Origin of the sequence: Streptomyces alkaliterrae (assembly GCF_007097205.2) — a bacterium.
Taxonomy (GTDB): Bacteria; Actinomycetota; Actinomycetes; order Streptomycetales; family Streptomycetaceae; genus Streptomyces; species Streptomyces alkaliterrae.
This window is the reverse complement of the sequence record NZ_VJYK02000162.1, coordinates 1-12,786: the sequence shown is the minus strand read 5'-3', so window position 1 is coordinate 12,786 and position 12,786 is coordinate 1. Positions and strand designations below refer to the sequence as shown.

General features: G+C 72.1%; 13 protein-coding genes. 8 read left to right on the top strand and 5 right to left on the bottom strand.

Annotated elements, in window-relative coordinates; genetic code table 11:
* The first annotated feature begins 107 nt into the window (after positions 1 to 107).
* A complete protein-coding gene (locus FNX44_RS16080) occupies positions 108 to 701 on the top strand; it encodes a malonic semialdehyde reductase (protein ID WP_143648946.1) in 594 nt (197 codons plus the stop codon).
* 46 nt (positions 702 to 747) lie between these two features.
* On the opposite strand, the gene FNX44_RS16075 is transcribed toward FNX44_RS16080, so the two are convergent.
* Positions 748 to 1,335 (bottom strand): DUF4245 domain-containing protein, encoded by a 588-nt coding sequence (locus FNX44_RS16075; RefSeq protein ID WP_153507343.1) that lies wholly within the window; start codon positions 1,333 to 1,335, stop codon positions 748 to 750.
* A 186-nt stretch (positions 1,336 to 1,521) separates the two neighbouring features.
* On the opposite strand from FNX44_RS16075, the gene glpX reads away from it, so the two are divergent.
* Positions 1,522 to 2,556 carry a class II fructose-bisphosphatase gene (gene glpX, locus FNX44_RS16070; RefSeq protein ID WP_143648944.1) on the top strand — a complete coding sequence of 345 codons (1,035 nt, stop codon included), beginning with the start codon at positions 1,522 to 1,524 and terminating at the stop codon, positions 2,554 to 2,556.
* A 98-nt stretch (positions 2,557 to 2,654) separates the two neighbouring features.
* Here glpX and FNX44_RS16065 read toward each other — a convergent pair whose 3' ends face one another.
* Positions 2,655 to 3,005: a WhiB family transcriptional regulator gene (locus FNX44_RS16065; protein WP_143648943.1), complete on the bottom strand. Its 351-nt coding sequence runs from the start codon at positions 3,003 to 3,005 to the stop codon at positions 2,655 to 2,657.
* A gap of 170 nt (positions 3,006 to 3,175) precedes the next feature.
* Entirely contained in the window at positions 3,176 to 3,826 is a 651-nt protein-coding gene (locus FNX44_RS16060; protein ID WP_407699205.1) for a DUF1707 SHOCT-like domain-containing protein, read from the bottom strand.
* Between the two features lie 248 nt (positions 3,827 to 4,074).
* On the opposite strand from FNX44_RS16060, the gene FNX44_RS16055 reads away from it, so the two are divergent.
* The 5 genes from FNX44_RS16055 (at position 4,075) to FNX44_RS16035 (ending at position 10,977) form a co-directional block, all read left to right on the top strand.
* Entirely contained in the window at positions 4,075 to 5,760 is a 1,686-nt protein-coding gene (locus tag FNX44_RS16055) for a fumarate hydratase (RefSeq protein ID WP_143648941.1), read from the top strand.
* Between the two features lie 87 nt (positions 5,761 to 5,847).
* Positions 5,848 to 7,242, top strand: a complete 1,395-nt coding sequence (locus tag FNX44_RS16050) for a class II fumarate hydratase (RefSeq protein ID WP_143648940.1) — start codon at positions 5,848 to 5,850, stop codon at positions 7,240 to 7,242.
* 142 nt (positions 7,243 to 7,384) lie between these two features.
* Positions 7,385 to 8,074, top strand: a complete 690-nt coding sequence (gene fomD / locus FNX44_RS16045) for a cytidylyl-2-hydroxypropylphosphonate hydrolase (protein WP_143648939.1) — start codon at positions 7,385 to 7,387, stop codon at positions 8,072 to 8,074.
* A gap of 136 nt (positions 8,075 to 8,210) precedes the next feature.
* Entirely contained in the window at positions 8,211 to 8,888 is a 678-nt protein-coding gene (locus FNX44_RS16040) for a class I SAM-dependent DNA methyltransferase (RefSeq protein ID WP_143648938.1), read from the top strand.
* Between the two features lie 13 nt (positions 8,889 to 8,901).
* Positions 8,902 to 10,977, top strand: coding sequence for an ATP-binding SpoIIE family protein phosphatase (locus FNX44_RS16035; RefSeq protein ID WP_153507342.1), 2,076 nt, complete (start codon positions 8,902 to 8,904; stop codon positions 10,975 to 10,977).
* A gap of 91 nt (positions 10,978 to 11,068) precedes the next feature.
* Here FNX44_RS16035 and FNX44_RS16030 read toward each other — a convergent pair whose 3' ends face one another.
* Together FNX44_RS16030 and FNX44_RS16025 are read right to left on the bottom strand one after the other, a co-directional pair.
* Complete coding sequence (locus FNX44_RS16030) at positions 11,069 to 11,602, bottom strand: alkyl hydroperoxide reductase (protein ID WP_143648937.1); 534 nt, start codon at positions 11,600 to 11,602, stop codon at positions 11,069 to 11,071.
* 74 nt (positions 11,603 to 11,676) lie between these two features.
* Complete coding sequence (locus FNX44_RS16025) at positions 11,677 to 12,231, bottom strand: peroxiredoxin (RefSeq protein WP_143648936.1); 555 nt, start codon at positions 12,229 to 12,231, stop codon at positions 11,677 to 11,679.
* 371 nt (positions 12,232 to 12,602) lie between these two features.
* Between FNX44_RS16025 and FNX44_RS28965 the strand changes: the two genes are divergently transcribed.
* A partial coding sequence (locus tag FNX44_RS28965) for a hypothetical protein (RefSeq protein ID WP_228449931.1) occupies positions 12,603 to 12,786 on the top strand: 184 nt, incomplete at its 3' end.

Sequence of the window (12,786 nt, the reverse complement as noted above, 5' to 3'; positions counted from 1 at the left end):
CGTGTGGGCAGCGTCACGGGGGCCGCGTTGTGCGGGATCGGGCGGGACACCTAAGGTAGTAGTACGAATTTGAACTACCCCTTCGAGACAATCAGAGGCTGACCACCATGGCATTCGTGCTCGACGAGACCGCCCAGAACCTGCTCTTCCGCGAGGCCCACACCGCCAACACCTTCAGTGACGCCCCGGTGACCGACGAGCAGATCAAGGCCGTCTACGACCTGGTCAAGCTCGCCCCGACGGCGTTCAACCAGTCCCCGCTGCGGGTGACCCTGGTCCGCACGCCGGAGGCCCGCGAGCGGCTGGTCCAGCACCTCGCGGACGGCAACAAGGCCAAGACGCGGACGGCGCCGATCACGGCGATCCTCTCCGTCGACCTGGAGTTCCACGAGCGGCTGCCGGAGCTGTTCCCGGTGATGCCCGCCCTGAAGGACACGGTGTTCGCGGACGCCGACGCGCGCGAGGCCAACGGCCGGTTCAACGCCGCCCTCCAGGCCGGCTACTTCATCCTGGGCGTGCGCGCGGCCGGGCTGGCCGCCGGGCCGATGACCGGGCTGGACTTCGAGGGTGTCGACAAGGAGTTCTTCGGCGACGGCCGCCAGAAGACGCTGCTGGTCGTGAACATCGGCCACCCGGGCCCGGACGCCTTCCGGCCGCGCGGTCCGCGACTGAGCGCCGACGAGGCGGTCACCACCGTCTGAGCCCGCACCGGGAAGTCGGGCGGCGGTCGTACGCCGAGGCCGCCGCTCAGCCCCGGTTCGCGGTGCTGTCGGCGTACGGCTGGAGAGCCGCGGCCATCTCCTTCAGCCGCTCGTGGGACGCGGTTCCGGTGATCAGCGTCGTGCTGCCCTCGCCGCCGTCGCCCCCGCCGGGCGCCTCGCCGTCCTTCAGCACCAGCGCGTTGTACTTCGGCCCCTCGTAGCGGACCCACTCCTGGCCGTTGACGCGCTCGACCCGCTCGGTCTCCTCGGCCCGGTGGGTGACCTTGCGGATGAACTTCCCGCGGTCGCCGTCGCTCTGCTCGATCGCCACGTACTGGTTTCCCGGGTCCATGAAGCCCAGGTGCCAGACGGCCCCGTGGTCGCTCTGCGCCCGGTAGGTGACCGAGGTGGCGCGCCACTTGTCGGAGAGGCCGTCCGGGGCGACGAGCGGGTAGGGGGCGGCGCGGCCGGCGGTGGCCAGTTCCGTCTGGTAGCCGATCTCGCGGACCGGGTCCTGCTGCTCGTTGTTGGGCAGGGTGAGGTAGAGGAGCCCCGCACCCGCTCCGATGACCGCCATCGACAGCACCATGTCGCGCACCGTCTTCAAACCACGCTTCGTCGCCACGTACCCCATGGTCCCCCATGCCCGTCGCACGCCCGGACCGGGGGCCCGCCTCGCGCCGGGGAGCCCCACGGAGGCCCGCTCATCCGAGGGGCGCTCTGCTCACTTTGTCGATGTGCGGATAAGGTCTTAGGTGCCTCCTCAACCCTCGACTGTCCGGCCGCAGCTCCCAGCCGCCGCGCAGAAAGGTGCGTCCCGATGTCCGAGAACCATCACCTTCCGTCCCAGCTCGAGGTGAGTCCGGAGGCTCCGGACCGCAACCTCGCGCTGGAGCTCGTACGGGTCACCGAGGCCGGGGCGATGGCCTCGGGCCGCTGGGTCGGCCGCGGTGACAAGAACGGCGCGGACGGCGCGGCCGTGAAGGCGATGCGCACGCTCGTCTCCACCGTCTCGATGAACGGCGTCGTGGTCATCGGGGAGGGCGAGAAGGACGAGGCCCCGATGCTCTACAACGGCGAGCGGGTCGGCGACGGCACCGGCGCCGAGTGCGACGTGGCGGTGGACCCGGTGGACGGTACGACGCTGACGGCCAAGGGCATGGCCAACGCCGTCTCCGTGCTGGCGGTCGCCGAGCGCGGCGCGATGTTCGACCCGTCGGCGGTGTTCTACATGGACAAGCTGGCGACCGGCCCGGAGGCCGCGGAGTTCGTCGACATCAACGCCCCGGCCTCGGTCAACGTCCGCCGCGTCGCGAAGGCGAAGGGCTGCGCGCCGGAGGACGTGACGGTGGTCATCCTGGACCGGCCGCGTCACGAGTCGATCGTCAAGGAGGTCCGGGAGGCGGGCGCCCGGATCAAGTTCATCTCGGACGGCGACGTCGCGGGCGCGATCATGGCGGTCCGCGAGGGCACCGGCGTCGACCTGCTGCTGGGCATCGGCGGCACGCCGGAGGGCATCATCGCGGCGTGCGCGATCAAGTGCCTGGGAGGCACGATCCAGGGCAAGCTGTGGCCGAAGGACGACGAGGAGCGGCAGCGGGCGCTGGACGCCGGCCACGACCTCGACAAGGTGCTCACCATGGACGACCTGGTGCGCGGCGACAACGTCTTCTTCGTCGCGACCGGCATCACCGACGGCGATCTGCTGCGCGGCGTGCGCTACCGCGCGGAGACCGCGTTCACGCAGTCGCTGGTGATGCGTTCGAAGTCCGGCACGATCCGGCAGATCGACTCCACTCACCGGCTGTCGAAGCTGCGCGCCTACAGCGCGATCGACTTCGACCGGGCCAGGTGACCGTCGGTCCTCTCCGGTGGCGGTCGTGACGTCGACGGCCACCGGAGAGGACCGGATGAGTCATCCCGCCCGGAAGCGCCGGGCGCAGGCGCCGCGCGTCAGGCGATGCGCGGCTCGGTGGCGGTGGCCGCCTCCCGCCGCCTGCGGCGGGCCAGTACGACGCGCCGCTCGGCCGCCGTCAGCCCGCCCCAGACCCCGTAGGGCTCGGGCTGGGCGAGCGCGTGTTCCCGGCAGGCGACGAGTACGGGGCAGCGGGCGCAGACCTGTTTGGCCGCCTGCTCCCTGGCGAGCCGCGCGGCCGTGGGCTCCTTGGACGGGGCGAAGAACAGCCCCGCCTCGTCGCGGCGGCAGACCGCCTCGGAGTGCCACGGACTGTCATCCGGATGCCGCGCGGCGGTGCGCTGCGGGGCGACGGTGGCTCGCAGGTGCTGATGCGGCGATTGCAGCACGGTCTACTCCCTGACGAACGGCGACGAGGTCAGCTGTCTGATCCAGCCTGGTGCCCAAAATCGCCCGGTCGCACTCGGTCCGTCACCCGGGCGGGCCGGGTCTGTTCACCGGGAGTCCACGCGCGAGGGCGATGCCCGGACCTCTACCCGCTGTACGCGTGAGTATGCGCTCAGTCGCGACGCGTGCGCAGATCGCGAACCCGCTTGCCCCTCTTGCCACTTGCGTCCACACCGCCGAAGATCGCGAGACCGCGGACGATCACCACGGGGGCGTCCGGGTCCTCCGCCGTCTGCTCGTCGACGTCGAAGCCGCCGAGCACCGCGCTGCCCGAGCTGCGCAGGGTGACGTTCTCCGGCACCTTGATGTCCACGCCGCCGAAGATCGCCGTGGCGTTGACCACCGTCTCGCGCTGTTCGAACACGGCCTCGGACAGGTCGATCTCCACGCCGCCGAAGCAGGCGAAGGCGGTCGTCTGCGCGCCGGGCCGCCAGCGGCCCTTGCGGGTGGCGCCGCTGAAGATCGCCACCACGGAACGGGGACCGGCGAGCGCCCCCGCGGTGTCCGGCGCCCGGGTGGGGCGCGGTCGGCCGGCCGGGAGGTCGCGCAGCAGCGGTTCGAGCTCGCCGGCGGTGCGGGCGCGGTAGGCGGCCTCCACCCGCTCGCTGTGCTCCTCGGGCGTGAGCCGGCCCTCGGCCAGGGCGTCCCGGAGCAGGTCGGCCACCCGATCCCGGTCGGCGTCGGAGATCCGGACCTCGGCGGCGGTGGGCCCCCGCTCGGGCTCCGGCGGCTGCGGCTGCTTGCTCAGTGAGACGTCGTTCACATCTCCAGCTTGCCAGTGGCGGGTCGGCGGCACGAGGCCGTCGGCCCCTGACTCGTCCCCCATGCGACCCGCACCCCACCCTGAGGGCCACCCCTGAGGACCGCCCCGGGCAGGGCGGGCAGGGCGGGCAGGGCGGGCAGGTGAGCCTGACCTCACAGACCGGTCCGCTTCCGGGCGTTCTACGCTGTGAGACGCGCTCCTCGTCGGGAGCCGCGCGAAGTGTCGAGAGGAAGAAGAGAGTCACTCCGATGGCAGCCCACCCCGAGTTCTCCTACACCGACCTGCTTCCGCTCGGCGAGGACGACACGCCCTACAGGCTCGTGACGAGCGAGGGGGTCAGCACCTTCGAGGCGGACGGCCGGACGTTCCTGAAGGTCGAGCCCGAGGCCCTGCGCAAGCTCGCCGCCGAGGCGATGCACGACATCTCCCACTACCTGCGGCCGGCGCACCTCGCGCAGCTGCGGCGCATCCTGGACGACCCCGAGGCCAGCCCGAACGACAAGTTCGTGGCGCTCGACCTGTTGAAGAACGCGAACATCGCCGCCGCCGGTGTGCTGCCGATGTGCCAGGACACCGGTACCGCGATCGTGATGGGCAAGCGCGGCCAGCAGGTGCTCACCTCCGGCGGCGACGAGGAGGCCCTGTCGCGCGGCGTCTACGACGCGTACACGCAGCTGAACCTGCGGTACTCGCAGATGGCGCCGCTGACGATGTGGGAGGAGAAGAACACCGGCAGCAACCTGCCGGCGCAGATCGAGCTGTACGCGGCGGACGGCGACGCGTACAAGTTCCTCTTCATGGCCAAGGGCGGCGGTTCGGCGAACAAGTCGTTCCTCTACCAGGAGACGAAGGCGGTGCTGAACGAGACCGCGATGATGCGCTTCCTGGAGGAGAAGATCCGCTCGCTGGGCACGGCCGCCTGCCCGCCGTACCACCTGGCGATCGTCGTCGGCGGCACCAGCGCCGAGTACGCGCTGAAGACCGCCAAGTACGCCTCCGCGCACTACCTGGACGAGCTGCCCGCCGAGGGCTCCCCGGCCGGTCACGGCTTTCGGGACAAGGAGCTGGAGGAGAAGGTCTTCGAGCTGACGCAGCGCATCGGCATCGGCGCGCAGTTCGGCGGCAAGTACTTCTGCCACGACGTGCGGGTGGTCCGGCTGCCCCGGCACGGCGCGTCGTGCCCGGTGGCGATCGCGGTGTCCTGTTCGGCGGACCGGCAGGCCAAGGCGAAGATCACCGCCGAGGGCGTGTTCCTGGAGCAGCTCGAGCGCGACCCGGCCCGGTTCCTGCCGGACACCACCGACGAGGAGCTGGCGGAGTCCGCGTCGCAGAACGGCGACGTCGTGCGCATCGACCTCAACCGGCCGATGGACGAGATCCGCGCCGAGCTGGGCAAGCACCCGGTGAAGACGCGGCTGTCACTGACCGGCCCGCTGGTGGTGGCGCGGGACATCGCGCACGCCAAGATCAAGGAGCGGCTGGACGCCGGCGAGGAGATGCCGTCCTACCTGCGCGACCACGCCGTCTACTACGCCGGCCCGGCGAAGACCCCCGAGGGCTACGCCTCCGGTTCCTTCGGCCCGACGACGGCCGGCCGGATGGACGCCTACGTCGACCAGTTCCAGGCGGCGGGCGGCTCGTTCGTGATGCTGGCCAAGGGCAACCGCAGCAAGCAGGTCACCGAGGCGTGCAAGGCGTACGGCGGCTTCTACCTCGGCTCGATCGGCGGCCCGGCCGCCCGGCTCGCCCAGGACTGCATCAAGAAGGTGGAGGTTCTGGAGTACCAGGAGCTGGGTATGGAGGCGGTCTGGAAGATCGAGGTGGAGGACTTCCCGGCGTTCATCGTCGTCGACGACAAGGGGAACGACTTCTTCACCGACCCCGGCCCGACGCAGCCGTTCGTGACGTCGATCCCGGTCCGCCCGCAGGCCTGACCGGGCACACCCCGCCGCCGTCGAACCCGCCCCTCCGCCGGGCGGGTTGGGCGGCGGCACGGCGTACCGCGCCCGTACGCTCGGGGCATGAGCGACGAGGCTGACTACCGGATCGAACACGACTCGATGGGCGAGGTGCGGGTGCCCGCCGCCGCCCGGTGGCGCGCGCAGACCCAGCGCGCGGTGGAGAACTTCCCCCTCTCGGGACAGCGGCTGGAACGCGCCCATCTGCGGGCTCTCGCGCAGGTGAAGGCGGCGGCGGCGACCGTCAACGCCCGGCTCGGCGTGCTGGAGGCGGACATGGCCGCCGCCGTCAACGAGGCCGCGCAGGAGGTCGCCGAGGGCCGCTGGGACGACCACTTCCCGGTGGACGTCTTCCAGACCGGCTCCGGCACGTCCTCCAACATGAACATGAACGAGGTGCTGGCCACGCTCGCCACCGAGCGGCTGGGCCGGCCCGTCCACCCCAACGACCACGTCAACGCCAGTCAGTCGTCCAACGACGTCTTCCCCTCCTCCATCCACGTCGCGGCGACCGCCGCCGTCACCGGCGACCTGATCCCGGCGCTGCGGCACCTGTCGGCGGCGCTCGGCCGCAAGGCGGCGGAGTTCGACGCGGTGGTGAAGTCGGGGCGCACGCATCTGATGGACGCGACGCCGGTGACCCTGGGCCAGGAGTTCGGCGGCTACGCGGCGCAGATCGACCGCGGGGTGGAGCGGCTGGAGTCCGCGCTGCCCCGGCTGGCGGAGCTGCCGCTGGGCGGCACGGCCGTGGGCACGGGCATCAACACCCCGCCCGGTTTCTCCGCCGCCGTGATCGAGGAGCTGGCCCGGCTGACCGGGCTGCCGCTCACCGAGGCCCGGGACCACTTCGAGGCGCAGGGCGCGCGCGACGGCCTGGTGGAGACGTCCGGTCAGCTGCGGACGGTCGCGGTCGGCCTCACCAAGATCGCGAACGATCTGCGCTGGATGGCCTCCGGTCCGCGCACGGGCCTCGCCGAGATCAACCTGCCCGACCTCCAGCCGGGCTCGTCGATCATGCCGGGCAAGGTCAACCCGGTGGTGCCCGAGGCCGTGCTGATGGTCGCCGCGCAGGTGGTCGGCAACGACGCCACGGTCAGCTGGGCGGGCGCCTCCGGCAACTTCGAGCTGAACGTGATGCTGCCGGTGCTGGCGAAGAACGTGCTGGAGTCCGTCCGGCTGCTGGCCAACGCCTCCCGGCTGCTGGCCGACCGCACGGTCGACGGCGTCACCGCCAACGTGGAGCGGGCCAGGGAGTACGCGGAGTCCTCCCCGTCCGTCGTCACCCCGCTCAACCGCCACATCGGCTACGAGGCCGCCGCGAAGGTGGCGAAGGCGGCACTGGCCGAGCGCAAGACGATCCGGCAGGCGGTGCTGGACGCGGGGTTCGTCGAGCGCGGTGAGCTGACCCTGGAGCAGTTGGACGAGGCGCTGGACGTCCTGCGGATGACCAGGCCCTGAGCCGCCGGCCGTGCGCCCCCAGGACCGCAACCCGAGCCGCGCCCCGGGGCGGACCAGGGGGCGCACGGGCGGCTTCGCGCGCGGGGGCGCGTCGTCGCCCGGCGGCGCCGGCGGAGACCACCTGGCTGGGTAGTATCCGCGAATGACAGCGGAGATCGAGCACCCCGAGGAGAGCCGGGCGGGGACCGTCAGGTGGGACCCGGGCAGCCACATCCTGTGGCGCTACCGGGCGAACGGCCACCGGCATCCGCACATCTGCCGGCCGGTGACGGTCGTCCAGGACAGCCCCCGGCTGCTCGCCGTGTGGATGGCCCCCGGCACGGCCTGCGTGAAGCCGCAGCTCGCCGACGGCACCCCCGTCCATCTGGAACCGCTCGCCACCCGGTACACCAAACCGCGCACCACCGTCCGGGCGCACTGGTCGGGCAGCGGTGTGCTGAAGCTGGCGAGACCGGGCGAGCCCTGGTCGGTGTGGCTGTTCTGGGAGCGTGGCTGGCGGTTCAAAAACTGGTATGTGAACCTGGAGGAGCCGCTGACCCGCTGGTCGGGCGGCGTCGACTCGGAGGACCACTTCCTCGACATCGACGTCTACCCCGACCGCAGCTGGCGGTGGCGTGACGAGGACGAGTTCCGGCAGGCTCAGCAGGCCGGGCTGATGGATCCGGTGCAGGCCGAACGGGTGAGGGCGGCTGGTGAGCGGGCCCTGGCGGTGGTACGAGAGTGGGGGTCGCCCTTCGCGGACGGCTGGGAGCACTGGCGGCCGGACCCGGCGTGGCCCGTCCCCCGGCTCCCCAGCGACTGGGACCGTACCGGCGCGCAGTGCGCCTCTTGATCCCGCCCGGGACACTGACCGTAGGATCAGCCTCCGGACAGTAAGTGACCACATCGACCAACTCCACTGCACCCCACCGCACTTGGCGGCAGGCGCGGTGGACCGACGGCCCTGACCGGCCCAGGAGGAGCCACCCGTGAGCAGCACGGACGCGCCCGGCGCGTACGAGGCCTTTGACCGGTCGCGGATCGACCGGGAAGGGCAGGCCGAGGCGTTCGACGCGATCGGCGAGCGGTACGACGAGGCCTTCCCCCACAAGGAGGGTCAGCTGGCCGCCGGGCGCTGGCTCGCCGAGCGGCTGCCGCCCGGCTCCCGGGTCCTGGACCTCGGCTGCGGCACGGGCCTGCCCACCGCCCGCCAGCTCACCGACGCCGGACACCGCGTCGTCGGCGTCGACATCTCGGCGGGCATGCTGCGCGTCGCCGCCAGAGAGGTGCCGGAGGCCGAGTTCCACCAGCTCGACGTCGCCGACCTCGAAGGCGCCGACCTCGGCGTCTTCGACGGCGTCGCGGCGTTCTTCTCCCTGCTGATGCTGCCGCGCGAGGAGATCCCGGTCGCGCTGCGCATGGTGCACGGCATGCTGCGTCCCGGCGGGCTGCTCGCGCTGTCGATGGTGGAGGCGGACGTGGACGACGTCTCGATCCCGTTCCTCGGGAACCACATCCGGGTATCGGGCTATCTACGGGACGAGCTGCGCGAGACCGTGCGGAACGCGGGCTTCGAGGTCGACGGGGAGGACGCCTACACCTTCGCGCCGGCCAGCTCCGACGTTCAGCCGGAGATCCAGCTCTTCATGAACTGCCGACGACCATGACGACTCCGGACGGATGGAAGCCCTGCACGTGACGGAGTACCCGACCACCCCCCAGCAGCCCGGCGCCGAGCCGCGACAGGCGGTCCGACCCGACGAGGGCTCGATACCGCACGCCCGCGCCCAGGCGCCCGCCGCGCCGGAGGACGGCCGGGTGCGCCAGCCGGCCCGGCCGGCCGCCGAACCGGGCGGAGACCCCGCACCGCGCGCCGCCGCCGACGCCGCCGGTGACCTGGCCGGTCCGCCGGGCTCGGCCGACTCGCGCGGCGTGACCGACCCGCCTGGTCCGCCCGGCGCGAGCGCCCCGGCGCCACCGGCGACCCCGCACGCCCCTATGCCGGACGTCGACAAGGAGCCCTCGACCGCCGGCGGCGCACCCGACGCCAACGGCGAGCGGCTGCGCTTCGTCGGCGCCGCGACCCGGCGCATCGCCCGCGGCGTCGACCTCGACGAGACCGTGCTCGGCCTGTGCCGGGCCACCGTGCCGGCGTTCGCCGACGCGATCCTCGTCTATCTGCGCGAACCGCTCCCCGTCGGCGACGAGCGCCCCACCGGCCCGCTGCGGCTGCGGCTGCGCCGCACCGACCGGCTGCCCGACTACGCCGGGGAGGACGGCTCGGCGGCGGACGGCGGGCTGCTCGGCCAGCTCGCCGGCGCCACCGACCACGCCGCGGGCGGGGCCTCCGAGCTGACCGAGGTCGCCGCCGGCGGCGCGCTCGCCGAGGTACTGCGCGGCGTACGGCCGCTCTTCGGCGACTCGCCGGCGGCCGGCGGCGCACTCGGCGAACTGCTGCGCGTGGAACGCGAGCTGCCCGACGGGCGGCGGTCCATCCTCGCGCCGCTGCGCGGCCGCCGCAGGGTGATCGGCGCCGCCGTGTTCCTGCGCCGCCCGACCCGACCGCCGTTCGCGCAGGACGACCTCCTGGTCGCCGCCCAGCTCGCCACGCACACCGCGCTCGGCGTCGACAAGGCCGTGCTCTACGGGCGCGAGGCGTACATCGCCGACGAGCTGCAGCGCACGATGCTGCCCGACACCCTGCCGCAGCCCACCGGCGTGCAGCTCGCCAGCCGCTACCTCCCGGCCGCCGAGTCGGCGCGGGTCGGCGGCGACTGGTACGACGCCATCCCGTTGCCCGGAAGCCGGGTCGCGCTGGTCGTCGGCGACGTGATGGGCCACTCCATGACGTCGGCGGCGATCATGGGCCAGCTGCGCACGACCGCGCAGACCCTCGCCCAACTCGACCTGCCGCCGCAGGAGGTACTGCACCACCTCGACGAGCAGGCCCAGCGCCTGGGCCGCGACCGGATGGCGACCTGCCTCTACGCCGTCTACGACCCGGTGGCGCACCGCATGGTCATCGCCAACGCCGGCCACCCACCGCCGGTGATGCTGCACCGCGGCGGCCGCGCCGAGGTGCTGCGCATCCCCGCCGGCGCGCCGATCGGCGTCGGCGGCGTCGACTTCCAGGCCGTCGAACTGGACGCGCCCGCCGGCGCCACGCTTGTCCTCTACACCGACGGCCTCGTCGAGTCCCGCCACCGCGACGTGTGGACGGGCATCGAGCAGCTGCGCGAGAAGCTGATGGAGACGGCCCGGCTCACCCGGCCCGACACCCCGGCCCCGCTGGAGCCGCTGTGCGACGAGGTGCTGGACATCCTCGGCCCCGGCGACCGCGACGACGACATAGCTCTGCTCGCCGCCCGCTTCGACGGCATCGCGCCGAGCGACGTCGCCTACTGGTTCCTCGATCCCCGGGCGCAGACCGCCTCCCAGGCCCGCCGTCTGGCCCGCCGGGCACTCGCCCGCTGGGACCTGGAGGAGCTGACGGACACGGTGGAGCTGCTGGTCAGCGAGGTCGTCACCAACGCCGTCCGGTACGCCGAACGGCCGATCACGCTGCGGCTGCTGCGCACCGACCGGCTGCGCTGCGAGGTCGGCGACGACGTGCCGCAACTCCCCCGGCTGCGGCAGGCCCGGGCGACCGACGAGGGCGGCCGCGGCCTGTTCCTGGTCAACCGGCTGGCCCGCCGCTGGGGCGCGACCCGGCTCTCCACGGGCAAGGTCGTCTGGTTCGAACTCCCCCTGCCGTAGCGGCCTTCCGGCCGCTGACCACTCACCCGAACGAAGGACGCCGGGCGGCCCGCTTCACGCGGACCGCCCGGCGTTTCTCCGGCCTTCGGTGTCACTCGGCGATGACGGCCTCGGCCTCCAGCGTGGCGCCCACGGCCTCGATCACCGCGGCGATCTTGAACGCCTCCTGGATCGTGTCGCGCTCCACACCGGCCTTGCGCAGCACCTGCTCGTGCGAGTCCAGGCACATGCCGCACCCGTTGACGGCGGAGACCGCCAGCGACCACAGCTCGAAGTCGACCTTGTCCACGCCCGGGTTGCCGATGACGTTCATCCGCAGACCGGCGCGCATGGTGCCGTACTCCGGGTCCGACAGCAGGTGCCGGGTCCGGTAGAACACGTTGTTCATGGCCATGATGGCCGCGGCCGCCTTGGCCGCCGTGTACGCCTCGGGCTTGAGGTTGGACTTCGCCTCCGGCTCCAGCTCGGCCAGCACCTTCGGCGAACGCGAGGCGATCGCGCAGGCCAGCACGGTGCCCCACAGCTGCTGCTGCGGCAGCTCCGAGTTGCCGATGACGGAACCCAGGTTGAGCTTCAGGTCCTTGGCGTAGTCCGGCAGGGCCGACTTCAGTTCGTCCAGTGCCATGGTGGCGTTACTCCGCTATCTCCGTCGTCGTGTGGGTCACTTCGGCCCCGAGAGGGTTCTTTCCGGGGGTCGGGTCACTCGCCGGCGAGCAGCTTGCCCGCGTCGAGGGTGTCCTCGCCCTTGCTCCAGTTGCACGGGCACAGCTCGTCCGTCTGGAGGGCGTCGAGGACCCGCAGGACCTCCTTCGGGTTCCGGCCGACGGAACCGGCGGTCACCATGGTGAACTGGATCTCGTTGTTCGGGTCGACGATGAAGACGGCGCGCTGCGCGAAGCCGTCCTCGCCCTCGACGCCGCAGTCCCGCATCAGCTCGTGCTTGGAGTCCGCCAGCATCGGGAAGGGCAGGTCACGCAGGTCGTCGTGGTCCTTGCGCCAGGCGTGGTGGACGAACTCGGAGTCGCCGGAGACACCGAGGATCTGCGCGTCGCGGTCGGCGAACTCGTCGTTCAGCTTGCCGAACGCGGCGATCTCGGTCGGGCAGACGAAGGTGAAGTCCTTCGGCCAGAAGAAGACGACCTTCCACTTGCCCTCGTAGGTCTTGTGGTCGATCTGCTGGAACTCCTGACCCTTCTCCAGCGACACACAAGCGGTCAGGTCGTAGCTGGGGAACTGGTCACCGACAGTGAGCACGTGCTCTCCTTGGATCTGGTGGAGCGCCCCCGCCGCGCGCGAAGGCGCGCAGGTCAGGGCGCTCCTGAGGGTTGGACGGAAGATCAGGCTGTCACAGACCCCATTGATCACGGAAATCGCACCCACCACACACTCTGATCACCCCCACCTATCAGTCCACCTCCCGGCCTTCCGCCGACCAGCCTCGCGCGCCCGCCCTCTTCAGGATTCCAGCCAAACGGCCCCACTCGTGAGGGCGAGCTACCCAGGCCCGCTCAGCCGGACGCCAGACACCGGCCGAGTCCCCGCCCTCGGCCGCCACCCTGATCAAGGCTCGCCCATCACGTACGATCTGCGCGGACGATCAACTGGACTGGTCCAGGGGGGACTTGATGGCGGCACGCGACATACGGGCTGCGGCACGACTTGTCGGGCGGCGCAACGCCCTGCGCTACCTGGCGCTCGGAGCGGCCTCCGCCCTGGTCGCGGCCTGCACAGGCGAGAGTGGGAAACCGACACCGACGGGCGCTGCGGAGACCACCGACCCACCGACCGCCACCCCGGATTCCCCCGGCC

Excerpts from the sequence above, each read along its gene's own strand:
- FNX44_RS16055 (WP_143648941.1), top strand. The coding sequence starts at position 4,075 with ATGGCAGCCCACCCCGAGTTCTCCTACACCGACCTGCTTCCGCTCGGC.
- FNX44_RS16080 (WP_143648946.1), top strand. The coding sequence starts at position 108 with ATGGCATTCGTGCTCGACGAGACCGCCCAGAACCTGCTCTTCCGCGAG.
- FNX44_RS16030 (WP_143648937.1), bottom strand. The coding sequence starts at position 11,602 with ATGGCACTGGACGAACTGAAGTCGGCCCTGCCGGACTACGCCAAGGAC.
- fomD (WP_143648939.1), top strand. The coding sequence starts at position 7,385 with ATGACAGCGGAGATCGAGCACCCCGAGGAGAGCCGGGCGGGGACCGTC.
- FNX44_RS16075 (WP_153507343.1), bottom strand. The coding sequence starts at position 1,335 with ATGGGGTACGTGGCGACGAAGCGTGGTTTGAAGACGGTGCGCGACATG.
- FNX44_RS16035 (WP_153507342.1), top strand. The coding sequence starts at position 8,902 with ATGGAAGCCCTGCACGTGACGGAGTACCCGACCACCCCCCAGCAGCCC.
- glpX (WP_143648944.1), top strand. The coding sequence starts at position 1,522 with ATGTCCGAGAACCATCACCTTCCGTCCCAGCTCGAGGTGAGTCCGGAG.
- FNX44_RS16050 (WP_143648940.1), top strand. The coding sequence starts at position 5,848 with ATGAGCGACGAGGCTGACTACCGGATCGAACACGACTCGATGGGCGAG.